Source organism: Nocardia wallacei, from assembly GCF_029868745.1.
In the GTDB taxonomy this organism is placed as follows: domain Bacteria; phylum Actinomycetota; class Actinomycetes; order Mycobacteriales; family Mycobacteriaceae; genus Nocardia; species Nocardia wallacei_B.
Genome location: NZ_JARWOP010000380.1, coordinates 1 through 23,997, shown reverse-complemented (window position 1 = coordinate 23,997; position 23,997 = coordinate 1). Strand labels below are relative to the sequence as shown.

At 69.3% G+C, this 23,997-nt stretch carries 20 protein-coding genes; 11 read left to right on the top strand and 9 right to left on the bottom strand.

Features of this window, described 5'->3' with window-relative positions; translation table 11 throughout:
* The first annotated feature begins 326 nt into the window (after positions 1-326).
* Both QH470_RS36105 and QH470_RS36100 read left to right on the top strand, forming a co-directional pair.
* On the top strand, positions 327-1,331 hold the full coding sequence (locus QH470_RS36105) for a T3SS effector HopA1 family protein (protein ID WP_280276889.1): 1,005 nt from the start codon (positions 327-329) through the stop codon (positions 1,329-1,331).
* A gap of 24 nt (positions 1,332-1,355) precedes the next feature.
* Complete coding sequence (locus QH470_RS36100; RefSeq protein ID WP_280276888.1) at positions 1,356-1,631, top strand: hypothetical protein; 276 nt, start codon at positions 1,356-1,358, stop codon at positions 1,629-1,631.
* Between the two features lie 14 nt (positions 1,632-1,645).
* On the opposite strand, the gene dnaE is transcribed toward QH470_RS36100, so the two are convergent.
* The gene (gene dnaE, locus QH470_RS36095; RefSeq protein WP_280276887.1) at positions 1,646-5,191 is read right to left on the bottom strand and encodes a DNA polymerase III subunit alpha; all 3,546 of its coding nucleotides are present in this window, start codon (positions 5,189-5,191) and stop codon (positions 1,646-1,648) included.
* 157 nt (positions 5,192-5,348) lie between these two features.
* On the opposite strand from dnaE, the gene QH470_RS36090 reads away from it, so the two are divergent.
* Entirely contained in the window at positions 5,349-5,801 is a 453-nt protein-coding gene (locus tag QH470_RS36090) for a hypothetical protein (RefSeq protein ID WP_280276886.1), read from the top strand.
* Between the two features lie 23 nt (positions 5,802-5,824).
* Here the strand turns inward: QH470_RS36090 and QH470_RS36085 are convergent, their stop codons facing one another.
* Positions 5,825-6,730, bottom strand: coding sequence for a LysR family transcriptional regulator (locus tag QH470_RS36085; RefSeq protein ID WP_280276885.1), 906 nt, complete (start codon positions 6,728-6,730; stop codon positions 5,825-5,827).
* 13 nt (positions 6,731-6,743) lie between these two features.
* On the opposite strand from QH470_RS36085, the gene QH470_RS36080 reads away from it, so the two are divergent.
* The 3 genes from QH470_RS36080 to QH470_RS36070 all read left to right on the top strand — a co-directional run bounded on the left by QH470_RS36080 (position 6,744) and on the right by QH470_RS36070 (position 9,546).
* Positions 6,744-6,920 (top strand): hypothetical protein, encoded by a 177-nt coding sequence (locus tag QH470_RS36080; protein ID WP_280276884.1) that lies wholly within the window; start codon positions 6,744-6,746, stop codon positions 6,918-6,920.
* 112 nt (positions 6,921-7,032) lie between these two features.
* Positions 7,033-8,280, top strand: a complete 1,248-nt coding sequence (locus QH470_RS36075; protein WP_280276883.1) for a TDT family transporter — start codon at positions 7,033-7,035, stop codon at positions 8,278-8,280.
* Between the two features lie 102 nt (positions 8,281-8,382).
* Positions 8,383-9,546 carry a DUF2235 domain-containing protein gene (locus QH470_RS36070; protein ID WP_280276882.1) on the top strand — a complete coding sequence of 388 codons (1,164 nt, stop codon included), beginning with the start codon at positions 8,383-8,385 and terminating at the stop codon, positions 9,544-9,546.
* Positions 9,547-9,570: 24 nt separating this feature from the next.
* On the opposite strand, the gene treY is transcribed toward QH470_RS36070, so the two are convergent.
* The 3 genes from treY to QH470_RS36055 form a co-directional block, all read right to left on the bottom strand.
* On the bottom strand, positions 9,571-12,000 hold the full coding sequence (treY, locus tag QH470_RS36065) for a malto-oligosyltrehalose synthase (protein WP_280276881.1): 2,430 nt from the start codon (positions 11,998-12,000) through the stop codon (positions 9,571-9,573).
* Positions 12,001-12,011: 11 nt separating this feature from the next.
* Positions 12,012-14,123, bottom strand: a complete 2,112-nt coding sequence (gene glgX, locus QH470_RS36060) for a glycogen debranching protein GlgX (RefSeq protein WP_280276880.1) — start codon at positions 14,121-14,123, stop codon at positions 12,012-12,014.
* Between the two features lie 154 nt (positions 14,124-14,277).
* The gene (locus QH470_RS36055) at positions 14,278-14,805 is read right to left on the bottom strand and encodes a cupin domain-containing protein (RefSeq protein ID WP_280276879.1); all 528 of its coding nucleotides are present in this window, start codon (positions 14,803-14,805) and stop codon (positions 14,278-14,280) included.
* Positions 14,806-14,840: 35 nt separating this feature from the next.
* Here QH470_RS36055 and QH470_RS36050 point away from each other — a divergent pair, with 35 nt between their 5' ends.
* On the top strand, positions 14,841-15,326 hold the full coding sequence (locus QH470_RS36050) for a MarR family winged helix-turn-helix transcriptional regulator (protein ID WP_280276890.1): 486 nt from the start codon (positions 14,841-14,843) through the stop codon (positions 15,324-15,326).
* Positions 15,327-15,360: 34 nt separating this feature from the next.
* On the opposite strand, the gene QH470_RS36045 is transcribed toward QH470_RS36050, so the two are convergent.
* Positions 15,361-16,299, bottom strand: a complete 939-nt coding sequence (locus tag QH470_RS36045; RefSeq protein ID WP_280276878.1) for a bifunctional helix-turn-helix transcriptional regulator/GNAT family N-acetyltransferase — start codon at positions 16,297-16,299, stop codon at positions 15,361-15,363.
* Between the two features lie 159 nt (positions 16,300-16,458).
* Between QH470_RS36045 and QH470_RS36040 the strand changes: the two genes are divergently transcribed.
* The 4 genes from QH470_RS36040 (at position 16,459) to QH470_RS36025 (ending at position 20,906) form a co-directional block, all read left to right on the top strand.
* Positions 16,459-17,733, top strand: a complete 1,275-nt coding sequence (locus QH470_RS36040) for an adenosylmethionine--8-amino-7-oxononanoate transaminase (RefSeq protein ID WP_280276877.1) — start codon at positions 16,459-16,461, stop codon at positions 17,731-17,733.
* Positions 17,734-17,759: 26 nt separating this feature from the next.
* Complete coding sequence (locus QH470_RS36035) at positions 17,760-18,908, top strand: 8-amino-7-oxononanoate synthase (RefSeq protein ID WP_280276876.1); 1,149 nt, start codon at positions 17,760-17,762, stop codon at positions 18,906-18,908.
* An 18-nt stretch (positions 18,909-18,926) separates the two neighbouring features.
* Positions 18,927-19,607 carry a dethiobiotin synthase gene (gene bioD / locus QH470_RS36030; RefSeq protein ID WP_280276875.1) on the top strand — a complete coding sequence of 227 codons (681 nt, stop codon included), beginning with the start codon at positions 18,927-18,929 and terminating at the stop codon, positions 19,605-19,607.
* A gap of 156 nt (positions 19,608-19,763) precedes the next feature.
* On the top strand, positions 19,764-20,906 hold the full coding sequence (locus tag QH470_RS36025; RefSeq protein ID WP_280276874.1) for an alpha/beta fold hydrolase: 1,143 nt from the start codon (positions 19,764-19,766) through the stop codon (positions 20,904-20,906).
* A 7-nt stretch (positions 20,907-20,913) separates the two neighbouring features.
* Here QH470_RS36025 and QH470_RS36020 read toward each other — a convergent pair whose 3' ends face one another.
* The 3 genes from QH470_RS36020 to QH470_RS36010 all read right to left on the bottom strand — a co-directional run bounded on the left by QH470_RS36020 (position 20,914) and on the right by QH470_RS36010 (position 23,824).
* Positions 20,914-21,942, bottom strand: a complete 1,029-nt coding sequence (locus tag QH470_RS36020) for an ABC transporter substrate-binding protein (protein ID WP_280276873.1) — start codon at positions 21,940-21,942, stop codon at positions 20,914-20,916.
* A complete protein-coding gene (locus tag QH470_RS36015; RefSeq protein WP_280276872.1) occupies positions 21,939-22,655 on the bottom strand; it encodes an ABC transporter ATP-binding protein in 717 nt (238 codons plus the stop codon). The genes QH470_RS36020 and QH470_RS36015 overlap by 4 nt, the downstream gene beginning before the upstream one ends.
* Positions 22,656-22,792: 137 nt before the next feature.
* Positions 22,793-23,824, bottom strand: a complete 1,032-nt coding sequence (locus tag QH470_RS36010) for a FecCD family ABC transporter permease (RefSeq protein WP_280276871.1) — start codon at positions 23,822-23,824, stop codon at positions 22,793-22,795.
* Positions 23,825-23,997 lie beyond the last annotated feature (173 nt).

The window sequence follows — 23,997 nt, the reverse complement described above, 5'->3', positions numbered from 1 at the left end:
ACCTTGCATTGCCCTGCTCAACGAGCGGCAGGCGGCATCCATTCCCGGACAGGGAAGAAATTTTCGGGCTCAGCGATTCGCGCGCGAGACCCGCAGCACCTCACCGGCCGGGGTGATCTGTAGGTAGCCGCCGCTGCCCGTCGAACTCCCCCCCACCCGTCCCCTCGTAACACCCCCGACCCGACCCCAAGTAAGACCCCAGGGAACAACCCCAGGTGTAACCGCGACGGGTACCCGAGACCGAGGACGATGGGACGACCGGGCCTGGGCGAGTCCCGCAGCCCGAGCACGGACCGGATCCGACTGATCCTTACCCGCCGGAGCGCGTGGTCGCGCCGAACCGGCCGCCGGCATTCGACGAATATTCCGGTACGTTGAGTCCGGAAACTGCCGATCGCGTGCTGAGCGAGTTCCCGGACATGTTCGAGCAGCCTCGTTCGCTGGACGAGCTGCGGCAGCTCATGGATTCGAATACGCCGTTCGAAGACCTGCTCGCGATTCGCGAAGAATCGTATCGCCAGAACGGTTACGACCCGCCTCCGAATCTCGCGAGGGAGAACCTCGAGGGATTCATGCGGCAGCTGTGGGACAACCGCGACGACATCGGCAGCCCGAGGGACGTCTATTCGATGTACGCAGGTTCCGATGTTCCGAATTACTTTTCGGACCCGCGCGGCCATATACAAGATCTCGCACAGATCTTCGCGGGCCGGACGCCCGACGCCCGGGTCGGCGTAGCTCAGATGCGTGGTGGAAAATGGCCGCCCTTCTTCGCAGGAAATGTCGGAGAATTCAATCCGGCGGATATTCATTTCGTGCATTATCAACGTGAGAACGCGAGCGTGGATGCCGAGCATGTCGACGGCCGGGTATATGTCAATCCGCGAGCAGATGCGGCAGCGGGATTGATGCATGACATCGTGCGTGAGATCGTGGACAACCCGCGCGCGTTCCCCGGCATCTACAGCGCGAAGGTCGAGGGTGCGGCCGCCGCGCGCCCGGACGGCCTGGTGATCTACACGTCCGGCGACGAAACGGCGCAGCGAGTGGTGGCCTGGCTGGCGGAATACCAGGCCAGAAACCCGGATGCGTTCATGTGGGAGGTTCCTGCTATGACTTATCAGGTGCTGCCGGGCGTAGGCTTTGGTGCGGAGCCGTCTGCGGGTATGGGCGGTTCCAGTTTCGGTATCGCGCGGGCGAATCCGCTATTCGAGGCGCTGCGCGCCACACGGGCGCAAGGCGGTGACTTCACCGCCTTCCGAGACAATGCGCTGGAAGCCATGGATCGGGCCGGAGTGGATCCTCGCAGACCACATCGAAATAGATGGTAAGGCTTCGACGAGAATAGGATTGTCTTGGTAGACACGGAGCAGATCGATCGTGCGCGTCGAGTCGTCACCGCATACCTGCGCGGCGAACTGACGCCGGACCGGAATCCGGAATACTTCGACGACGACGTCGTAATGTTCGCGGTCGCGCGCCTCGACGTACACGACACCGAGTGGCTACTGGAGCAGGTCGCGAGCGATGAGTGGCCGTACGGGTTGCGTTCGCAGATCGCGGCTTTGATGCGGTCGCATGCGGAGGAGGGGCGAGCGATCCTCCGCGACGAGGATCCGAACGAGCAGTAGCGAGCCGCCGCCCCCTAGCTCGCCAGGCACCCCGGCCCGAGTAGCGCCTTCAGGTCGCCCATCAACGCCGACGACGGGGATACCCGCAGGTTGTCGGCGACCTTGAGCATTGTCGTCTTCTCGCGGGAGCCGACGTGGCGGATGTGGACGTTGGCCGTGCCGGGGTGGCTGGTGAGGACTCGTTTGAGGGCGGTGATCTTGTCGGGGGTGCACAGCCGGGTCGGGATGGTGACCGACAGCGGCTTCTCCACGCCGATCGAGGACAGGTCGGGCACGGCCAGGTCGTTGGCGATCAGTGAGACGCGGTCGTCGCGGGCCGAGACGCGGGCCTTCACCAGCACCACGGCGTCCTCGACGACGTCCATGCCGTACACCGAGTAGGACTGCGGGAAGAACAGCACCTCGATGCCACCGGTGAGATCCTCCAATTGCGCTGAGGCCCAGGGCATTCCGTTCTTGTTGATGCGCCGGGTGACCGAGGCGAGGATGCCGCCGATGGTGACCTGCGCGCCGTCCTTCACATCGCCTTCGAGGATGGCCGGGATCGGGGTGTCGGCCTGGGCGGCGAGCACGTGGGCGACGCCGTCGAGCGGATGCCCGGACACGTAGAGGCCCAGCATTTCTCGTTCCAGGGCGAGCTTGTGCTTGGTGTCCCATTCCTCGTCGGGCACCTTCACGTCGAAGACCGAGGACACGCTGTCGTCGCCGTCGTCGAGGCCGCCGAACAGGTCGAACTGGCCGATCGCCTCGGCCTTCTTGGTGGCCATCACCGAGTCGATGGCGTCGGAGTGCACCAGCATCAGGCCCTTGCGCGGATGCCCGAGCGAGTCGAAAGCCCCTGCCTTGATGAGGGATTCGGTGACCTTCTTGGTGCAGGCGACGGTGTCGATCTTGTTGAGGTAGTCGGAGAAGTCGGTGAACTTCGACTTCTCCTTGCGCGCGGCGATGATGGACGCCACCACGTTCGCGCCGACGTTGCGGACCGCGCCCATGCCGAAGCGGATGTCGTTGCCCACCGAGGCGAAGTTGTGCTCGGACTCGTTGACGTCGGGCGGCAGCACCTGGATGTTCAGGCGGCGGCAGTCGGCCAGGTACACCGCGGCCTTGTCCTTGTCGTCGCCGACGGAGGTGAGCAGCGCCGCCATGTATTCGGCCTTGAAGTTGGCCTTCAGGTACGCGGTCCAGAACGACACCAGGCCGTAGCCGGCGGCGTGCGACTTGTTGAACGCGTATCCGGCGAACGGGAGGATGGTGTCCCACAGCGCCTTGATGGCCGCCTTGGAATACCCGTTGTCCTGCATGCCTTTCTCGAAGCCCTCGAACTCGGCCTCGAGCACCTCGGCCTTCTTCTTGCCCATGGCGCGGCGCAGAATATCCGCTCGGCCGAGCGAGTACCCGGCCACCTTCTGCGCGATCTGCATGATCTGCTCCTGGTACACGATCAGGCCGAACGTGTCGCGCAGGATGTCCTTCAGGGGCTCCTCGAGCTCCGGATGGATGGGTTTGACCTCTTGCCGCCCGTTCTTGCGGTCGGCGTAGTCGTTGTGGGCGTTCATGCCCATCGGGCCGGGGCGATACAGCGCGAGCACGGCGACGATGTCCTCGAAGCCGGTGGGCTGCATGCGCCGCAGCAGGTCGCGCATGGCGCCGCCGTCGAGCTGGAATACGCCGAGGGTGTCGCCGCGGGCCAGCAACTCGTAGGTCGGCACGTCCTCCAGCGGCAGATTCTCCAGATCCAGATCGATGCCGCGATTGGACTTGATGTTCTCCAGGCAGTCACCGATCACGGTGAGGTTGCGCAGGCCCAGGAAGTCCATCTTCAGCAGGCCGATGGCCTCGCACGACGGGTAGTCCCAGCCGGTGATGATGGCGCCGTCCTGGGCCCGCTTCCAGACCGGGATCGCGTCCATCAGCGGCTCGGAGGACATGATGACCGCGCAGGCGTGCACGCCGGCGTTGCGGATCAGACCCTCGAGGCCGCGGGCGGTCTCGTAGATCTTGTTGACATCCGGGTTGGTGTTGATCAGCTCCCGGACCTCGGTGGCCTCCTTGTACCGCTCGTGCTCGGGATCCATGATCCCCGACAGCGGAATGTCCTTGGCCATGATCGGCGGCGGCAGCGCCTTGGAGATCTGATCGGCGATCGCGAAGCCGGGCTGGCCGAACTGCACGCGGGCCGAATCCTTCAGCGCCGCTTTGGTCTTAATGGTGCCGAAGGTGATCACCTGGGCGACCTTGTCGGTGCCCCACTTGTCGGTGGCGTAGCGGACCATCTCACCGCGGCGGCGATCGTCGAAGTCGATATCGATATCGGGCATCGAGACGCGCTCGGGATTGAGGAACCGCTCGAACAGCAGACCGTGCGGAATCGGGTCCAGGTTCGTGATGCCCATGGCGAAGGCGACCAGCGAACCGGCCGCGGAACCACGGCCCGGGCCGACGCGGATGCCGACCTCGCGGGCGTGGTTGATCAGGTCGCCGACGACCAGGAAGTACGCCGGGAAACCCATCTGGATGATGACGTTCAGCTCGAATTCGGCGCGGTCGATGTACTCCTGGCTCACGCCGTTCGGGAAGCGCCACTCCAGCCCGCGCATCACCTCCTTGCGCAGCCAGCTGGCCTGATCCTCGCCCGCGGGGACCGGGAAGAGGGGCATCCGGTCGCGGTGGGTCCAGACCTCCTCGTAGGACTGCACGCGCTCGCCGATGAGGACGGTGTTGTCGCAGGCGCCGGGCACATCGGCGTCCCAGATGGCGCGCATCTCCTCGGCGGACTTCAGGTAGTAGCCGCTGCCGTCGAACTTGAAGCGGGTCGGATCCGACAGCGTCTTACCGGTCTGAATACACAGCAGCGCTTCGTGGTTGCCCGAGTCCGACTCGTGCACGTAGTGGCAGTCGTTGGTGGCCAGCGGCGGGATGCCGAGCTTGCGGCCGACCTCGAGCAGCCCCTCGCGGACCCGGCGTTCGATGGACAGGCCGTGGTCCATCACCTCGAGGAAGAAATTCTCCTTGCCGAAGATCTCCTGCCATTTGGCGGCGGCCTCCAGCGCCTCGCGCTCGTGGCCCAGGCGCAGCCGGGTCTGCACCTCGCCGGACGGGCAGCCGGTGGTGGCGATGATGCCCTCGGCGTACTGGGCGATGATCTCCTCGTCCATGCGCGCCCACTTGCCGAGCTGGCCCTCGATGGAGGCCAGCGACGACAGCTTGAACAGGTTGCGCAGGCCGGTCGCGTTCTCGGCGACCATCGTCATGTGCGTGTAGGCGCCCGAACCGGAGACGTCGTCGCTCTTCTGGCTCGGGTCACCCCACTGGACGCGCTTGGTCTGGAAGCGGGACGCGGGCGCGATGTAGGCCTCGATGCCGATGATCGGCTTGATGCCCTGCTTCCTGGCCGAGTTGTAGAACTCCGAGGCGCCGTACATGTTGCCGTGGTCGGTCATGCCGACCGCGGTCATGCCCAGCCGCTCCGCCTCCTTGAACAGGGGCGTGATCTTGGCCGCGCCGTCGAGCATCGAGTACTCGGTGTGATTGTGGAGGTGAACGAATCCCGAGGCTGACACGGCATGAGATTATGCCTTGCCTCCGACAGGTTTTGACCGACCCGGGGCCGGTCCTCGCGAATGCCCATGTGGTAGCGCCGAGTCCGTGTCGCACCGGACTGGTAGCGTCGCTTGGCATCGGATCCGTGATGGTCACCGTCCACCCCTGGGGGTTTTGATGCGTTCGATTGGATCTACAACAGCACTCGCCGCGGCGGCCCTGGTCGCCGGGGCCTCCGTGATCGCCACCGCCGCACCGGCATCCGCCGATACCAACGGCGGCCAGTTCACCAGGGTGTATTCGCTGGCGAACGGCCCCTGCGGCGCGATCGTCGACTCCTCGGTGAACGGCAACGCCTATCCCGGCGCCGCGGGATTCACCGCCGCGGTCACCCTGATCGGGGTCGGCAGCTGCTCCCTCGACGTCACCCTGAACTGGCGCAATGTCGCCACCGGGGAAACCGGCACCAAGACGCACCGCGCCAACGGTCCCGGGTTCTGGAGCAACGACGGCCGCTCGGCGATCTTCTCCCCGGGCTACGGCGACTTCGTCGGCACCGTCACCGTCGGCGCGGCTCATGTCCCCGAGCCCGGCGAACTCCACTTCACCGTCCGGCCTTACGAGGGCTGAGAACCGTTGTGACGCAAGGCTGATCACCGCTGTCGGGCGATGGCGTAGAGGGTGCGCGCGGGCCCGGTCAGCTGCTGGGCGGCGGGCCAGACCGCGCGGAGCGTGCGGGTGAGATCGGCATCGGTGATCCGCGGGGAGGCCAGCGTCCCGGCGTCTACCTCACCGGCGACGGCCAGTGAGCTGAGGACCGCCGGGGCCAGGCCCGAGGCGACGGCGGACTTGATGGCGGTCGTGGAGGAGAGCTCGAGTGCGACCGCCGGTCGCACGCCGGGGACGGCCGCGGTGACCGCGCGCTCGAACCAGGTCCGCGTGCCCGATCCGGATTCGCGCTGGATGAGCGGTGTGGCGGCGAGTTCGCGCAGTGTCACCGAGCCGCGCCGGGCCCAGGGGTGGTCCGGGGGCACGACGGCCACCAGGTGATCGCGTGCCACGGGATGACTCTGCAGACCGCGGGCGGCGCGCGGGCTCTCGACGAAACCGATTCCCGCGCGGCCGTCCAGCACCGCCGCGCCCACCTCGGTGGAATTCCCGGACTCCAGCGCGATGGTGGTATCCGGCGCGGCGGCGCGCATCCTGGTCAGCCAGCCGGGGAACAGATACTCCGCCACGGTCTGGCTGGCGGCCACCCGCAACCGCGAATCCCGTTGCGCGCGAAGGGTATCGATCCCCGCATCCAGCCGGGCAGCGGCGTCGACCACCCCGCGCGCCCATTCCGCGATGAGCGCGCCCGCCGCCGTCGGGCGCGAACCCAGCGTGGTTCGCTCCAGCACCGGCACACCCACCAGCTTCTCCAGGTAGCGGATCCGCGACGACGCCGACGGCTGACTGATCCCGTGCGCCCGCGCCGCCCGACCCAGACTGCCCAGCTCGATCACCGACAGCAGCAGATCGAGCGCGGCCAGGTCCGGGACCCGTGGCGACAGCGGCATAGGGCGAGCCTATGTGGTCGCGGAAAGTATGCGGCTGACCGCCACCGTCCGGAGCGCCACCGGCCCACGGCAGCGCATCGATGAACCGGCGCTGGACGTGCCGCACGCGCTGCGGCTGCTCGACCTCGGCGACCATGGCGGTGGTCTCGGTCGGCTGGGACGTCCGCCGATGAGCCCGCCATGGGCATAGGGCCGTTCTATGTACCCATCGGGACGAGGTGACTACTGGGGGAGAGCGCGGCCGAGGACGGTGGAGGCATGCAACGGTGGCGAGAGTTCGGTAGTGGCGGGGCGGTGTACCGATGACCGCGGTGGCACAGGAGCGCACCGAGGTCCGGGTGGCGCACGAGTCGCCGCTGCGGGGACTCGGCCCGAACTGGTTCGCGGTGGTGATGGGGACCGCGATCGTCGGCACGGCGGTGCCGAGCCTGCCGGTGCGGTTCCCGGGGTTGCGGGAGGCGGCCACGGTGGTGTGGGCTGTGGCGGCGGTGCTGCTGATCGTGCTGACAGCGGCGTTCGCGTGGCAGTGGCGGCGATATCCGGACGTCCTGCGCGGCCATCAGGATCACCCGGTCATGGCCCACTTCCTCGGTGCGCCCCCGATGGCCCTGCTGACCGTGGGCGCGGGCACGCTGCTGCTCGGGGCGGACGTGATCGGTGCGACGGCGGCGGTCGCGATCGATGCGGCGCTGTGGTCGGCGGGGACGGTGCTGGGCTTGGCGACGGCGGTCGTCGTGCCCTATCGCATGATCACCCGGCATCGCCTCGCCCCGGACGCGGCGTTCGGCGGGTGGTTGATGCCGGTGGTGCCGCCGATGGTCTCGGCCGCCACCGGCGCACTGCTGGTACCGCACACGCCCGCCGGGCAGTGGCGGCTGACCCTGCTGCTGGCGTGCCTGGCCATGTTCGGGCTGAGCCTGATCGCGGCACTGATCACGACGACCATGATCTGGTCACGGCTGGTGCATTACGGTGCGCCACCGTCCGCCACGGTGCCCACACTGTGGATCGTGCTCGGCCCACTGGGGCAATCGATCACCGCCGCGGGTCTGCTCGCCGATGCCGCGCCCGCCGCCCTGCCGCGCCTGGAAGCCGAAGGGCTGCTGGTGTTCTCGATCGGCTACGGGGTGCTCGTGTGGGGCTTCGCGATGCTGTGGCTGGCGCTGGCCCTGGCTGTCACCGTGCGCACGCTGCGCGCCGGCGCGCTCGAATTCAACCTGACCTGGTGGGGTTTCACGTTCCCGGTGGGTACCTGCGTCACCGGCTGCGCCGCGCTGTACCACCACACCGGCGCTGTACTGTTCGCCGTATCCGCTGTCGCCCTGTACCTGCTGCTCGCCGGTGCGTGGGCTGTCGTCGCCGCCCACACGGTGCGAGAACTGCTGGGCGGCAGCCTACTTCGGCCCGCCGATCGCCGTTGTTCGCGCCGAGTTCACCGCGAATCCGTCGGTCGGCGGCCCGTCGGCAACCGGTGGCCCGAAGATTCGATGTCGGGACCGGGCGCACGAGGCGGTGGCAGCACCGTACTTGCGCAACGGTGCCCGCGATGAGACGAATATGCGGGAACTATTAACGCTTGCGCGGCTCCGCGGCGATGAATCGAGTAGTCGGCTACGCGAGATCCGTGGAATACGGGGCGGGAGGATCGTGATATGAAACGTCTGGTGGTGTGCTGCGACGGCACGTGGGGATCCGAGAGCAATCCGGCGGTCAGTAACGTCGTCAAGATCGCGGAGTCGGTGCGCCTGGGGACCACCCTGGACACCGGCGAACATGTGGGACAGCGAGTGTTCTACGCCGACGGCCCCGGCTCGCAGGGCTACCTGGCCGACAAGCTGCTCGGCGGCGCGTTCGGGCTCGGCCTGAACGCGAACCTGTCCACCATGTACTGGCAGGTCGCGCTGAACTGGGAGCCCGGCGACGAGATCTTCGTCTTCGGATTCAGCCGCGGCGCCTACACCGCCCGCAGCCTCACCGGGATGATCCATCGGCTGGGCCTGCTCAAGCCCGAGGCCATGATCGGTAAGCAGTATCCGAAGGCGCTGCGCATCTACCGGCAGCGCAAGCGGCATCTCGACGAGCCGGATCCGCAGGAGTGGGTGGATTTCCGCGAGGAGCACTGCCACTATCCGGTGCCGATCAAGTTCGTCGGCGTCTTCGACACCGTCGGCGCGATGGGCGTGCCGCTGGTGACGTCGTGGCGGTACCGCTTCCACGACATGCGGTTGTCGCCGCACGTGCACTGCGCCCGGCAGGCGCTGGCAATCGACGAGCGCCGCCGCATCTTCGCGCCCTGCCTGTGGGAGGTCACCGACGAGGCGGGCGTCGAGCAGCAGCGTGCCGATCGGGTGAAGCAGGTGTGGTTCAAGGGTGGCCACACCGATATCGGTGGCGGCCATGCCGATTGCCGCCTTTCCGATCTCACGCTGCGCTGGATGGTGGACGAGGCCGCCGCACAAGGGCTGCAGTTCGATCGCGAGCGGCTCGAGCAGCTGATGGGCACGCCGGCCTTCGACAACGCGGTGCGACCGCACAACGCGCTGCCCCTCCCGTACCGGATCATGAATTTGCTGGGCCTGCTGGTGAATCCGCGCAACCAGCGCTACTACCCGGACTTCTGGCGCCGCCTGTCGGCGCCCGACGACAAGAAGGTGTCGCTGTCCTCGACGGTCGAGGTCTGCGACGACTACCGCCCGCCGAATCTCGAACGGTGGCAACAGGAATTGAGCGAGCAGGGCAGGTCGCTGCCGAGCGAGCTGGTGGAGAACGTGGTGGAAGACCCCCGCCCGGAACTCGAACAGCCGGTCAGCGCCTGACCCGTCCCGGCGGCGGCCCGCCGATCAGCGCACCAGCAGGGCCACCGGCAACCGCGTGAACAACTTCTCCAGCCGCGCCCGGCCGGAGAAGGCGTTGCCGGTCAGGCGATCGGTCCAGTTGCCCTCGGGCAGGTCCAAAACGGTGTCGCCCCAGCCGGTGTCGGCCAGGCGCGCGCTGTGCCGGGTGGCCGCCACGATCACCTGCGGCGCACCGCCCGCGCGCCCGCGGGCATAGGCGACGAGGTGGTCGGCGCCGTCGCCGGTGGCGAACAGCGGGGTGTAGGTGCCGCCGACGAAGCAGTCCGGCCGCTCGCGGCGCAGCCACAGCGCGTACGCGACCACCCACATCTTGGCAGCGCCCGAGGAATCCAATTCCGGTGTGCCGGTGAGTGATTGCAGCATAGCCAGCCGATGCCCGAAGTCGACCGGCCGACGGTTGTCGGGATCGACCAGCGAGTCCTCCCACAGCTCGCAGCCCTGGTACATGTCGGGGATCCCGGGCCCGCACAGCTGCAGCAGCTTCTGTGCCAGCGCGTCCGACCAGGCATGGTGCGACAGCTTGGCCACCAGGGCGTCGAGTTCCGCGCCGACCGGCCCGTCGATCACCGCGTCCACCCAGCGATGCAGCCGCGATTCGAAGTCGGAATCCGGTTCCTCCCAGGAGGACTGGGTTCCCGCCTCCCGAACGGCCTTCTCCGCGAACAGGTGTAGCCGCTCGCGTAGCCCGGGGACCGCGGCGGCCGGGCGGCCGTCGGCGGGCCAGACGCCGAACATGTTCTGCAACAGGAACAATGCCGTCGCGCCGTCGGGCGGCGGGGTGATCTCGTTCCAGGCCGCCACCGCCTTCGCCCAGGTCTCGGCGAACTGCGACAGCACCCCGATCCGCGCCCGCACGTCCTCGCCGCGCTTGGTGTCGTGGGTGGACAGCGTGGTCATCGTCGCGGGCCAGCGGTTGGCGCGCTCGGTATTGGCCAGGTGGAACTCCAGCAGCGAATGACCGAAGCGCGAGGGGTTGCCGCCCACCTCCTGCAGCGAGACCAGCCGCGCCGCCTGGTAGAACATGGTGTCCTCGACCGCTTTGGCGTTCACCGCCCCGCACACCTGATGGAACCGCACGGCGGCCTCCCCGCCCGCGGACAACGCCGTCACCAGCACCGACAGGGGTACGGTGAGTTCACGATTGCGCTTGCCGACCTTCGCGACGATATTGCCCGCCATGCCCGCCAGCGGCGCGTAGTCGGTGCGGTAGACCGGCATGAACGACAGCACCTCGACGGTCGCGTTGGTCAGCGCCAGATCGCTGGTCGCCGCCGCGTCGAAGCCGCCGATCGCCGCGTCGCGCTTGATCGCCGCGACGAGGCGCCGCACCTCCGGCACCAGCAGCCGCTCGGCCACGGCCCGCTTGATCCGGTGCTCGTTGTTGCCGAACCACGCGCCGTTGCTGCCGTGCCCGCAGTACTGCCGCGACAGCGCGGTCAGCGTCGGCTCGCCGGACGGGTCGACCAGCACCCCGCTCAGCTCGCCCAGCGCGTCGTAGCCGGTGGTGCCGTCGATGGGCAGCGTCGCGTCCAGCGGCTCCCGGGTGGAGAGCACCTTCTCCACCAGCAGCAGCCGGTGCGGGCCGATCAGCCGCCGCAGTTTGGCCAGATACACTGCGGGATAAGCCAATCCGTCCGGATGATCGACCCGGACGCCGTCCACCAGATCGTGTTCACACCAGGCCGCCAGCTCGCGGTGGGTGAGCTCGAAGACCGCCGGGTCCTCCTGCCGCAGCGCCGCCAGGCTCGACACCGCGAAGAAGCGGCGATAGGTGCAGATCCCGGCCTTCCAGCTGACCAGGCGGTAGTGCTGCTTGTCGTGGATGCGCAGCGCGTTCTCGCCGTCGGTGCCCGGGGCGATGGGGAAGCGCAGATCATGCAGCGCCAGCATGGGTTCGGGGCCGGAGCGGTCGACGGTGAGGGCGGCCGGATCGTTCTCGCTCTGCAGCACGGGTAGCGCCAGTCGTCCGCCGGCGCCGTTGTTCGGGCTCCAGTCGATGTCGAAGCAGTGCGCGAACTGCGACTTCTTGCCGTTCCGCAGCACATCCCGCCACCACGGATTCTGCCGCGGGTCGCCGACGCCGACATGGTTGGGCACCAGATCCACGATCAGCCCCATGCCCCGGCTGCGCACCTCGTCCGACAGCGCTTTGAGCCCGCCCGGGCCGCCGAGCGCCGCGGACACCGTGGTCGGATCGGTGACGTCGTACCCGTGCGGCGAACCCGGCATCGCGGTCATGATCGGCGACAGGTACAGGTGCGAGATGCCCAGCTGCTGTAGGTATTCGGCGATGGTGCGGGCATCGGCGAAGGTCAGCGTGTCGGGGCGCAGTTGCAGCCGGTAGGTGCTGCGCACGGGGGTGTTGCGGGCGATCGGGCCGGTGCGGTGTTCGGGAGTGGCGGGGAATTCTGTCATCTCGATTTCGATCATGCGGTACGGCGGAGCACGAGCAGGCAGCGAGTCGGCACCTCGACCGTGCTCGCCGCGGTATGGGTGGCGCTGGAGAGTCCGGTGGGTGTCGAACAGTCGAGCGCGGTCGACCATTCGGCGCCGTAGTCCGGGCCGGGAACGGTGAAGTCGATGGGGGCGTCGTGGGCATTGAAACACAGCAGGAACGAGTCGTCGCGGACGCGCTCACCGCGCGGTCCCGGCTCGGCGATGGCGTCGCCGTTCAGGAACACCGCCAGCGAGCGGGCGAAGCCGGACTCCCAGTCGGCGGCGGTCATCTCCTCGCCGGCCGGGGTGAACCAGGCGATGTCGGCGTCGGCGCCGGGGGCGGGGCGGCCGTCGAAGAAGCGCCGCCGCCGGAACACCGGGTGCGCCGCGCGCAGGCCGATCGCGTTGCCGGTGAACTCGACCAGCTCCGAATTCTTGTGCGCCAGTGACCAATCCATCCACGACACCGGCGAGTCCTGGCAGTAGGCATTGTTGTTGCCCTGCTGGGTGCGGCCCAGCTCGTCGCCGTGCAGCAGCATCGGCGTGCCCTGCGACAGCGCCAGCGTCGCGATCATGTTGCGGCTCTGACGTTCTCGTAGCTCGAGGACCTCCGGATCGTCGGTCGGTCCCTCCACGCCGCAGTTCCAGGACCGGTTGTGGTTCTCGCCGTCGCGATTGTCCTCGCCGTTGGCCTCGTTGTGTTTGTCGTTGTAGGACACCAGGTCTCGCAGTGTGAATCCGTCGTGGGCGGTCACGAAGTTGATGCTGGCGCCGGGGCGGCGGCCGGTGGCCTCGTACAGGTCGGAGGAGCCGGTGAGACGGGAGGCGAATTCGCCCAGGGTGGCCGGTTGCCCGCGCCAGTAGTCGCGCACGGTGTCGCGGTACTGGCCGTTCCATTCCGTCCACAGGCCCGGGAAGTTGCCGACCTGGTAGCCGCCCTCGCCGACGTCCCACGGTTCGGCGATCAGCTTCACCTGGCTCACCACCGGATCCTGCTGCACCAGGTCGAAGAAGGTGGACAGCCGGTCGACGTCGTGCAGTTCGCGCGCCAGGGTGGCCGCCAGGTCGAACCGGAAGCCGTCGACGTGCATCTCGAGGATCCAGTACCGCAGCGAGTCCATGATCAGCTGCAGCGTGTGGGGGTGGCGGACGTTGAGGCTGTTGCCCGTGCCGGTGTAGTCCATGTAGTGCTCGGGGTCGTCCTCGCGCAGGCGGTAGTACGCCGCGTTGTCGATGCCGCGCAGGGAGATCGTCGGGCCGAGATGGTTGCCCTCGCCGGTGTGGTTGTAGACCACGTCCAGGATGACCTCGATGTCCGCGGCGTGCAGCGCCCGCACCATGGCCTTGAACTCGGTGACCGCGGCCCCGGCCCGGGGGTCGGCGGCGTACTCGTGATGCGGGGCGAGATAGCCGAAGCTGTTGTAGCCCCAGTAGTTTCGCAGGCCGCGGTCGAGCAGAATCCGGTCGTGCAGGAACTGGTGCACCGGCATCAGCTCGAGCGCGGTGACGCCCAGGGACTTCAGATGTTCGATGATCGCCGGATGGGCGAGCCCGGCGTAGGTGCCGCGCACCTCCGGCGGCACCTGCGGGTGGGTGTACGTCATGCCCTTGACGTGGGCCTCGTAGATCACCGTCTCGTGGTAGGGGCGGCGGGGCGCGCGGTCGTCGGCCCAGTCGAAGAACGGGTTGATGACGACGCCGGTCATGGTGTGCCCCAGGGAATCCCGGCCGTGGGTGTACAGGGCGGGGTCGTTGCCGAACTCCCCGGCGAAGGCCTTTCCGTAGGGATCGAGCAGCAGCTTGCTCGCGTCGCAGCGCAGCCCGCGCCCGGGATCGTAGGGCCCGTGCACGCGGAACCCGTACCGCTGACCGGGCGCGACGGTCGGCACGTAGGCGTGCCAGACGTAGCCGTCGACCTCTTCCAGCGGTATGCGGGTCTCCGTACCCGCGCGGTCGATCAGGCACAGCTCCACCCGCTCGGCCACCTCGGAGAACACCGAGAAGTTGGTGCCGGCCCCGTCGTAGGTGGCGCCCAGCGGGTACGCGGTGCCGGGCCACACGCCCAGCGGTGCCGCGTCACCGGGCGGGTTGGGCTGAACCATGCCCACGACCCTAATCGCAGCGCGGTCCGGGGCGGTGCTCGAGTGCCGGTCCGCGAGGTCCCCAGGGCGACCTGACCGGCCTACACGTGCACTTTCGAACTCGAGGTGGCGAATTCTGCCGCGTCGGGCGGATGAGTGTCCGCTCAGGCCGGGCTCAGTCCGCCAGCCAGCGGCGTTCGTAGCCGATGCGGCGGGCCAGCCGGGCCAGGCCGCCGAGGACGAGGCGCTGGAGTCCGGCGGGGATGTTCGCGAGATAGCCGTCCTGGTAATCCCACAGCAGCGCCAGGGCCAGAGGGTTGCGCGGAACGCCGGTGCCGCTGGTTTTCCCGGCGGCGTCGAGGGCCTGCCACAGCCGGAACATCTGCCAGTGCCGCAGCGGTGGCCGGATCTCGTGATCGATGACCGTGTCGGGGGCGTCGGTCCAGAACTCGTGCACCGCACCGGCCGGTGCGGTGGCCGAATCACCCTGGGCGGCAATTACTTCGGTGCCGTCGATGCGGAACCGGACGCGGCCCCGGCGCACGGTCCAGTGTTCGGCGAGGACCGGGTGCCAGTGCGGGCCCGCCTCGCGCCCGGGTGCGGGCAGGTGATGCTCGAGGCGCAGGTACTCGCCGCGCTCGTCGGCGCCTTCCTCGACCAGCGTGACGCGGTGGCCGTTGCGGAAGGTCAGCGTGGTTCCCATGATCCAGATATAAAGGTAACCTTCCTATTGTGTCAATGGTTTCCCCGCCGCCCGGCGGGCGCGACAGCCTGCTGAAGCAGCTCACCCTGCTGGCCCGAGCGGTGGAGGGAGAGCTGAACGGCGCGCTGCGCGCGGTGCTCGACGACAGCCTCCGCCCCGCGCACTACGCCGTCTTTCGCTATCTGGATCCCGCCGGTTCCCGCGTCGGCGATCTCGCCGAGGCCGCGGGTATGACCCAGCAGTCGATGGGCGAACTCGTCACCCATCTGGAGCGCCGCGGCTACGTCGAACGCCGCGTCGATCGGTCCGACCGTCGCGCCCGGCTGGTGGTCGTCACGAACTCCGGCCGAGCCGCACTGACCACCGCGGCGGGCCACCTCGCCACCATCGAGCACCGCCTCGGCGAGCACCTGGGAGCTGACGGCCTCGCCGACCTCCGCCGCCTGCTCGTCCGCGCCGGCGCCGCGTTCGCCCCGAGCGAGGTGAGCGGCGCGGAAGGAGCCGCCGGTTCACGCACGTGAGTGCCCCTGCCGGATGGCCGAAGCCGAGTGTGGGTCAATGCAGGGCGCGTCGCCAGGTCTGGCCGGTGAGATCCTTGCCGAAGCTGTGGTGGGGTTCGGTGTCGACGAGGTCGAAGCCCGCGCGTTCGTAGATGTGGCGGGCGGAGGCGAGGACGTCGTTGGTCCACAGCACCATGCTGCGGTAGCCGGCCGCGGTGGCGAAGCGCAGGCATTCGTCCACCAGGGCGGAGCCGACGCCGAGGCCGCGCGCGGACGGTTCCACCAGCAGTAGGCGCAGCCGCGCGGTGGTGTCGTCCTCGCGGACGCAGAACACGCAGCCGATCGGCTCGCCGTCCTGGTCGGCGATCCAGGCCCGCTCCGCCTGCGGTTCGCGGGTCTCCAGATAATCGGCGACGATCCGCGCGACCAGCGTCTCGTAGTCGGCGTTCCAGCCGTACTCGGCGGCGTACAGGGCGGCATTGCGCTGAATCACCCAGCCGTAATCGCCGGGCCGCGGATCGCGGAGGAGAAACGGCGCGCCCGCCCGGTCGTCCAGAATGCGTTCGATGGTGCGCATCGCGTTGACCAGGCGATCGCGGTCATGGGCGGCCCGGGAGCCGAGCAAACCGGCGACATCGCGGCTGGAGCGCTCGTTGAGGTCGGCGAAGGCCGTCTCGCCGTGCTCGGTCAGCCGGACCAGCTGGCGACGCCCGTCGGTCTCGGAGCGCTGCCGCGACACCAGCCCGGCGTCCTCGAACCGGGACAGGATGCGGCTGAGGTAACCGGGGTCCAGCCCGAGCCCCTGCCGCAGCGCGACCGCCTCGACCGGGCCGAAATGGGCCAGTTCGAACAGGATTCGCGCCTCGGTGAGCGAGAAATCCGTGTCCACGAGGTGTTCGTGCAGCACACCGATCAGGCGGGTGTAGCGGCGATTGAATTCGCGGACCGCGGCGATGTGCTCGGCGGTCACGGACGCGGTGGTGGCGGTGCTCATGGACCTGTGCCTTTCGGTGTTCCGGTGGCTTGCCCGCCACGAACCTTTGACAAAGTCAAAGATTAACGTCGACCGCGCTGCGGGGAAAGGTTTTCGGCGAGACGATCCGGTCGTCGTGTAACTTGAACGGCGTTCAAGCTCCCGGCGTGAAGGAATCCCGTGGCCCTGACACCCGACCAGATCACCGCACTCGACGCCGCGCACGTCTGGCATCCGTACGGCGGATTCCCGGCGAGCACCGAGCCGCTGGTGGTCGCGTCCGCCGCCGGTACCCGCCTGCGGCTGGCCGACGGCCGCGAGCTGATCGACGGGATGAGTTCGTGGTGGGCGGCGGTGCACGGCTACCGGCACCCGGTGCTGGACGCGGCACTGACCGCGCAGGCGCAGCGGATGAGCCACGTCATGTTCGGGGGGCTCACTCACGAGCCGGCGGCGCGGCTGGCGCAATTGCTGGTCGAGATCACCCCCGCGGGCCTGGACAAGGTGTTCCTCTGCGATTCCGGTTCGGTGTCGGTCGAGGTCGCGGCGAAGATGTGCCTGCAGTACTGGCGGGCGCGCGGGCGACCGGGCAAGCGGCGGCTGTTCACCTGGCGCGGCGGCTATCACGGCGACACGTTCACGCCGATGAGCGTGTGCGACCCCGACGGCGGCATGCACTCGCTGTGGACCGACGTGCTCACCGAGCAGATTTTCGCGCCCGTGCCGCCGAAAGACTATGTGCCCGAATATGTCCGGGAGCTGGAGCGGCTGTTCGCGGCGCACGCCGACGAGACGGCCGCGGTGATCGTGGAGCCGATCGTGCAGGGCGCGGGCGGCATGCGTTTTCACCATCCGGGATATCTGAACGACCTGCGGCGGCTGTGCGACGAGTACGGCGTGCTGCTCGTCTTCGACGAGATCGCCACCGGATTCGGCCGCACCGGAACACTTTTCGCCGCCGACCGGGCGGACGTGCGGCCCGACGTGCTGTGTGTCGGCAAGGCCATCACCGGCGGCTATCTCACGCTGGCCGCGGCGCTGTGCACCACCGAGATCGCGGAGACCGTCAGCGCCGCGCACGGCGGGCTGATGCACGGCCCGACCTTCATGGCCAATCCGCTCGCCTGCGCGGTCGCGGTCGCCTCGATCGAACTGCTGCTCTCCCGGGACTGGCAGGGCGAGGTGGCCGGACTCGAAGCGGGCCTCGCGGCGGGACTTGCTGCGGCACAACAAGTCCCGGGCGTCGTGGAGACGCGCGTCCTGGGCGCCATCGGCGTCGTGGAGCTCGACCACCCCGTCGACATGCGCAAGGCCACCCACGCCGCCGTCGAATCCGGGGTCTGGCTCCGCCCCTTCCGAAACCTCATCTACACCATGCCGCCGTTCATCAGCACGCCCGACGACGTGGCCGCGATCGCGGCCGCCGTGTTAGCCGCGGCCGCCTCTTGCTCCTGAACGGTGTTCAAGTATGCTGCTGGGCTGTGAGTGTGGATCCGTTGGGCTGGATTGATGTGCGGGCCGGGGAGCGGGTGCGGGCCGGGCTGCGGCGGGAGCTGCGGGCTCGGGCGCCACGGACCGGGCTGATCGATCTGGCGTCGAACGACTATCTCGGGTTGTCGCGGCATCCCGAGGTGATCGAGGGCGCGGTCGAGGCGGTGCGGACCTGGGGGACTGGGTCCACCGGATCGCGGCTGGTCACGGGCACGACCGTGGCGCACGAGCAGCTCGAGGACGAGTTGGCCGAATTCACCGGGGCGGAGTCGGGGCTGGTGTTCGCCTCCGGATACGCCGCCAATCTCGGGGTGGTGACGGCGCTGGCCGGGCGCGGCGCACTGGTGGTGTCGGACGCGGGGAGTCACGCCTCGCTGGTCGATGCCTGCCGGCTCTCGCGGGCCCGGGTGGAAATCGCGCCGCACCGCGACGTGCTCGCCGTGGATCGGCTGCTGTCCGCGCGCACCGAGGAGCGGGCGGTGGTGCTGACCGACTCGGTGTTCAGCGCCGACGGGGATCTGGCGCCTCTGCGCGAGCTGCACCGCGTGGTCCGCGCGAACGGCGCGGTGCTGATCGTCGACGAGGCGCACGGGATCGGCGTGCGCGGCGACGGCGGCCGCGGGCTGGTGCACGAGGTCGGCCTGGCGGGGCAGCCGGACCTGATCGTCACCGCGACCCTGTCGAAAGCCCTTGCCGCCCAAGGCGGTGTGGTGCTGGCCGCCGAACGGGTCCGCGCGCACCTGATCGACGCGGCCCGCACCTTCATCTTCGATACCGGGCTCGCTCCCGCGGCGGTCGGGGCGGCCCGGGCGGCGCTGCGCGTGCTGCGCCGCGACCCGGCGATGGCGGGCCGGGTGCTGGAACGCGCCACCGCCATCGCGCGCACGGCCGATGCGCCGCAGCCGGATTCGGCGGTGGTATCGGTGGTGCTCGGCGAGGCGCAGCTCGCCTACGACGCCGCGCAGGCGTGCCGGGCTCGCGGTCTGAGCGTGGGTTGCTTCCGGCCGCCGTCGGTCCCGGCGGGCACCTCGCGGCTGCGGCTCACCGCCCGCGCCGATCTGGACGACGCCGAAATGGATTTCATCGCAACGACTCTCGCCGCCGTGCTGGCCGATGCGCGGGGACCGTTGCCGGTATGAGCGGGAGGTAAGACGGCTGTGGGTGTGTTGATCGTGACCGGGACCTCCACGGAGGTCGGCAAGACGGTGGTGACCGCGGCATCGGCCGCCGCCGCGCGGGCCGCCGGACGGTCGGTCGCCGTGTGCAAACCGGCGCAGACAGGCGTGCGGCCGGGCGAGTTCGGCGACCTGTCCGACATCGAGCGGCTGGCCGGGGTCGATCGCACGCTCGAGCTGGCTCGCTACCCCGACCCGCTGGCCCCCGACACCGCCGCCCGGCGCGCGGGACAGCCGTTGCTGACGCTCGAGGACACCGTCGCCGCTGTCGACTCGCTGTCGGACGCGGACCTGACGCTGGTGGAGGGTGCGGGCGGCGTGCTCGTCCGGCTCGGCGAATTCACCCTCCTCGACCTCGCCCAGAAGCTCGCGGCGCCCGTGCTGGTGGTGGCCGCGGCCGGGCTGGGAACCCTCAACCACAGCGAACTGACCACCCGCGCGCTGGCCGCGGCGGGCGTCCCCTGCGCGGGCCTGGTGATCGGATCCTGGCCCGGCACACCGGATCTCGCCGCCGACTGCAATCGCACGGACCTCCCGGAAGTGACCGGCCAGCGCCTGGTCGGCGCCATCCCCGAGGGCGCCGGGCGCTGGCCCGCACAGCGTTTCGCCGCCGCCGCACCGACCTGGTTCCAGCCGGAGTGGCGCGCACGCTATCTGTACTGACCCCGGACCTCTCCGCATCCGAAGACGAAGCGGCCGCGCGTTCGATGCCTGACCCGGACGGGACGCGATAGCCGCCGGGCGGAGAGTGTGGAACGGGCCACCGCCCCGGCCGCTGCCGATGATCATGCGGCCGGGACCGTCCTACAGTGGATGGAGATGCTTCTGGAGGACCGGCACCCGACCACCGTCGCGGACTACGACGATGCGCGGCGGCGCGCCCGGCTGGCCGAAACCGGTGTGGGGCACGGCTGGGTGCGGTTGCGGCGCACTCGGAAGGCGCTCCTGCGGCTGGCCTTGGCGCCGATCTTGCTGCTGGTGGTGTTCGCTCAGTACCTCGCCGTCGACATCGCGCCGGAGCGGGCCCGGCTGGCGCGCACCGAGCCCGCGGTACTGCCGGTCGCGGCCCCCGCCCCCGATGCCCGCAACACCGCGGTGTTCGACCTGGTCGGTCTCGGCGCGCTGGACGCCACCCCCACGGCTCGCGCGCTGCCGTCGCTGAACCGGATGGGCTCGGTGTGGGCCGTGCGCTACGACAACACCGGTATCGACACCAAGGTGATCAGCGATCTGATCATCCGGGTCACCGAGGCCGCGCGGATCGACAATGTGGTGCTGGTCGGTCACAGCATGGGCGGCGTGATCGCGCTGGAGATCGGCAAGCACATCCACACCGGCTCCACCAAGAATCTGGCCGCCGTGGTCCTGGACTGCACGCCGATGGACCTCGACGCGGTGCGGCCGGAGAGCCGCAATCAGGGCGAGGATCTGCTGCGCTGGACCGGCTGGCTGCCGGGTATCCGGGAGAGCCGCAGCCTGCGCCTGTTCGCCGAAACCTACGCGCGCCGTGACCGTTTCCTCGACCGCGACACGACCCCGCCGGGAATCCGCGGCGACCGGCTGTGGTCGACGGTGGGGGAGGTGCTGCGCCAGAAGATCGGCAACCGCGACGCGGCCAGCAACGGGCTGATCGAATCCCAGTTCCGCGCGATCGTGGCGGGCGGTGCGGTCGACGATCTGCGTGCCCTGGTCAAACCGGTGAACGGCAAGTCGCGCCCCGCGGTGGTCTTCCTGCGCCCGAACAATCCGGAGCGGGATCCGATCGTCGATGTCGAATACACCCATCGGGTGCTGATCCAGCAGGTCGGCGGGGTGAACGGGACGCTGCTGACGGTGCTCGCGCACGGCACGGGGCACGCGAATCCGGTGCAGCAGCCGGGGGAATACAACAAGGTCATCGCGCAGCAGGTGGTGCCGTTCGTGCGGCTGGTGCGCAATCAAGAGCTGGTCATGGCGCGGTGATCGAGGTTCAGCGCACCGCGTCATCGCTGCGCGGCCGGATCCCGGAGGGCGGCAACAGCTTCCACGCCTCCAGTTGAGCCCGGACCTGCTCGGCGGCGTCGATATTGAGTGGTCCGCTGGTCCACATGGCGTACGGCAGGTTGAAGAACCGCTGCTCGGTCACCGCGCGCAGCCGGTTGATGCCGGGCTTGGCCCGTAGCAGCTCCACCTTCTGGGCGAATGTCTGCGGCGGATAGTCGACGAACACCAGGGCGTCGGGATCCGAGGCGGCCAGTCGCTCCCACGACACCCGGGTCCACGAGTCGCCCACGTCCTCGAGGATATTGTGGGCGCCCGCGGCATCCAGGATCGCTTGCGGCCCACCGAATCTGCCGCTGGAGAAGACGGTGTCGCTCGCGCTGTCGAAGACGAAGACCTGCGGTCGCCGACCGGCCTGCGGCGCCCGGCGCAGGGCGTCGAGGCGGGCGTCCAGGTCGGCGATCAGGCGGGTGGCCTGTTCGGTGCGGCCGGTGATCGCGCCGAGGTTGTCGAGGTCGGTGCGCAGCGCGGTCCACGGGTCGACGATGCCGCGCGTCTGCTCGCCGTCGCGCTGCCGGCAGCTCTCGGTGAGTACGTAGGCGGCGATTCCGTTCTTGCGCAAAGAATCCGGTGTGAGGTCCTTGGCCTCGGTGTAGCCGTAGTTCCATCCGGCGACCATCACGTCGGGGCGCTGCGCGAGCACGGTCTCGCGGGACGGCGACTCGGGGGACACCACGCGCAGGCGATCGACCGCGTCGCCGTAGTGGCGGCGCAGGGTCGCGGTGTCGTCGGCTTGCAGGCTGGACACCGCGGTCACCGCGTCCTGTGCGCCGAGGGCCAGCGCCATCGAGATCATGTTGCTGTCGTTGACGAACATCCGCTCGGCGGGTGCGGGGAAAGACACGTCCCGCTCGCAGTTGCGCAGCGTGAGATTGCCGTCGACGGCGGGTGCGGCGCCGCACGCGACCGCGGTGAGAGCCGTTGCCAGAGTGGCGAATATGGAAGCCGAGCGTCTCATCGTCGTCCTTCGATCGTGTCGAGCAGCAGGTGGGATTCCCCGGTGTCCGGATGGCGGACGCGCGCGGCGCGCACCCCGAACACCGTGGCGAGAACGTCCGGGGTGAGCGCGGTCTCGGGTGGTGTCAGCGCACCCGCGCGGCCCTTGTCCAGCACCAGGACGCGGTCGCAGAAGCGGTCGGCGAGGTCCAGATCGTGCAGGGTGAGCACCACGGTCCGGTCCAGTGCGCGAGCCAGTGTCAGCAGCGCCAGCCGGTGGGTGACGTCGAGGTGGTTCGTCGGTTCGTCGAGCAGTAGCAGGGGAGTGTCCTGCGCGAGAGCCCGGGCCAGCAGCACCCGCTGCCGTTCACCGCCGGACATCCGATGCACGGGCCGATCGGCGAAACCGTCGAGATCGACTGCGCGCAAAGCATTCTCGACGGCCGCGCGTTCCCGTGGACCGCCCGGCCCCCAAGGCGGCAGATACGGGGTGAGCCCCAGCGCCACGACCTCGCCCGCGCGTAGGTCGTCGGGCGGCTGCTCGTCCTGCGCGACCAGCGCGATCGCCCGTGCCCGCCGTCGCACCGAAAGACCGTGCAGATCAAGGCCTCCCACGAACACCTGCCCCTGCTGCGGCCGAAGTAGCCCGGCCAGCGCGCGCAACAGCGTGGTCTTCCCGCTACCGTTCGGCCCGACGACACCGATGATCTCCCCGGCCTCCACCGCGAACGACACCTCAGCGAGTACGGTCCGCCGCCCAGGCCCACAGGCCAGCCTCCGAACCTCCAGCACAGAACCGCAGGCCGGGCAGGGTGCTGTCTGTTCTTCTGCCGGAGTCGACAAGGACGCAGCGTTCCTATGCCGCAGCCGCTTCACGACGCACCGAATCGGTAGCGGCGGCGGCCCATCAAGAGGAGAAAGACCGGTGCGCCGATCAAGCCGGTGAGGACGCCGACCGGAATTTCGGTGGGGCGGACGAGAATCCGGGCGGCGGCATCCGCGACCACGAGGAACAGCGCGCCGCACAGCGCACTCACCGGCAGCAGCGCGCGATGCGGCGAGCCGACCAGCAGGCGGGCCGCGTGCGGCACCACCAGCCCGACGAAACCGATCCCGCCCGAGACCGCCACCAGGACACCCACCAGCACGGCCAGCCCGGCGAACAACGCGATCCGCAAGGCACGCACCGGTACTCCGACCGACGCGGCGGTGTCGGCGCCCACGGTCAGCGCGTCGAGCCAGCCCGCGGCCGCCGCCAGTGTCACTGCCGCGACTCCGACCACGCAGGCGGGCAACGCGATTCGCGTCCAATCCGCCCCCGCGAGACTCCCGAGCAGCCAGAACAGCACGGCCTGGGCGGCCGCCGGGTCGGCGCTGCGGAAGATCAGATAGCTGCTCAGCGCCGCGAACGCCGACCCCAGCACGGTCCCGGTCAGCACCAGCCGCAGCGGCGTGAGCCCGCCCTGCGCGACCGCGATCAGAAAGACCATGGCCGCCGCGGCGAACGCGCCGAGCAGCGCGCCGCCCGACAGCGCCCACACCCCGGCCCCGGCGAAGAACCCGGAGGTGATCACTGCCGCCGCGCCCACTCCCGCCCCGGAGGACACGCCGAGCAGATAGGGGTCGGCCAGCGGATTGCGCACGAGCGTCTGCATGGCCGCCCCCGCCAGCGCCAGACCCGCGCCGACCACGGCCGCCAGCAGGGTACGCGGCACCCGTAACTGCCAGATGATCGTGTCGAGGCCGGGATCCGCGAACGTGGCTCCGGTCACCCGCGCCCGCAGCACCTCGAAAACGGTTGCGGGCGGCACGGTTTCGGCCCCGCATCCGGTCGCCGCCACCATGGCGCACCCCAGCGCCACCGCGACGACGGGGATGACCACCGCGGTCCGCGCGCGACTCATCGCCGATACTCCATGGGCACCTCGCGACCTCAGAGCTGTACCCCGGCGAGGGAGGTCTGACTTCCGCGGCGGGCCCGAGCCCCCCGCGGTCACAGTTGCGCGACCGTTACGGATTTACACCGGATTGCCGCACCCGCCGGGTATGACGAAGAGGACTCTACCGTCCGGTTTTT

Bases quoted from the DNA above. Each gene is read 5' to 3' on its own strand.
- QH470_RS36090 (WP_280276886.1), top strand. From the start codon at position 5,349: ATGCGTTCGATTGGATCTACAACAGCACTCGCCGCGGCGGCCCTGGTC.
- QH470_RS36085 (WP_280276885.1), bottom strand. From the start codon at position 6,730: ATGCCGCTGTCGCCACGGGTCCCGGACCTGGCCGCGCTCGATCTGCTG.
- QH470_RS36075 (WP_280276883.1), top strand. From the start codon at position 7,033: ATGACCGCGGTGGCACAGGAGCGCACCGAGGTCCGGGTGGCGCACGAG.
- QH470_RS36070 (WP_280276882.1), top strand. From the start codon at position 8,383: ATGAAACGTCTGGTGGTGTGCTGCGACGGCACGTGGGGATCCGAGAGC.
- treY (WP_280276881.1), bottom strand. From the start codon at position 12,000: ATGACAGAATTCCCCGCCACTCCCGAACACCGCACCGGCCCGATCGCC.
- glgX (WP_280276880.1), bottom strand. From the start codon at position 14,123: ATGGTTCAGCCCAACCCGCCCGGTGACGCGGCACCGCTGGGCGTGTGG.
- QH470_RS36055 (WP_280276879.1), bottom strand. From the start codon at position 14,805: ATGGGAACCACGCTGACCTTCCGCAACGGCCACCGCGTCACGCTGGTC.
- QH470_RS36050 (WP_280276890.1), top strand. From the start codon at position 14,841: ATGGTTTCCCCGCCGCCCGGCGGGCGCGACAGCCTGCTGAAGCAGCTC.
- QH470_RS36045 (WP_280276878.1), bottom strand. From the start codon at position 16,299: ATGAGCACCGCCACCACCGCGTCCGTGACCGCCGAGCACATCGCCGCG.
- QH470_RS36025 (WP_280276874.1), top strand. From the start codon at position 19,764: ATGCTTCTGGAGGACCGGCACCCGACCACCGTCGCGGACTACGACGAT.
- QH470_RS36020 (WP_280276873.1), bottom strand. From the start codon at position 21,942: ATGAGACGCTCGGCTTCCATATTCGCCACTCTGGCAACGGCTCTCACC.
- QH470_RS36010 (WP_280276871.1), bottom strand. From the start codon at position 23,824: ATGAGTCGCGCGCGGACCGCGGTGGTCATCCCCGTCGTCGCGGTGGCG.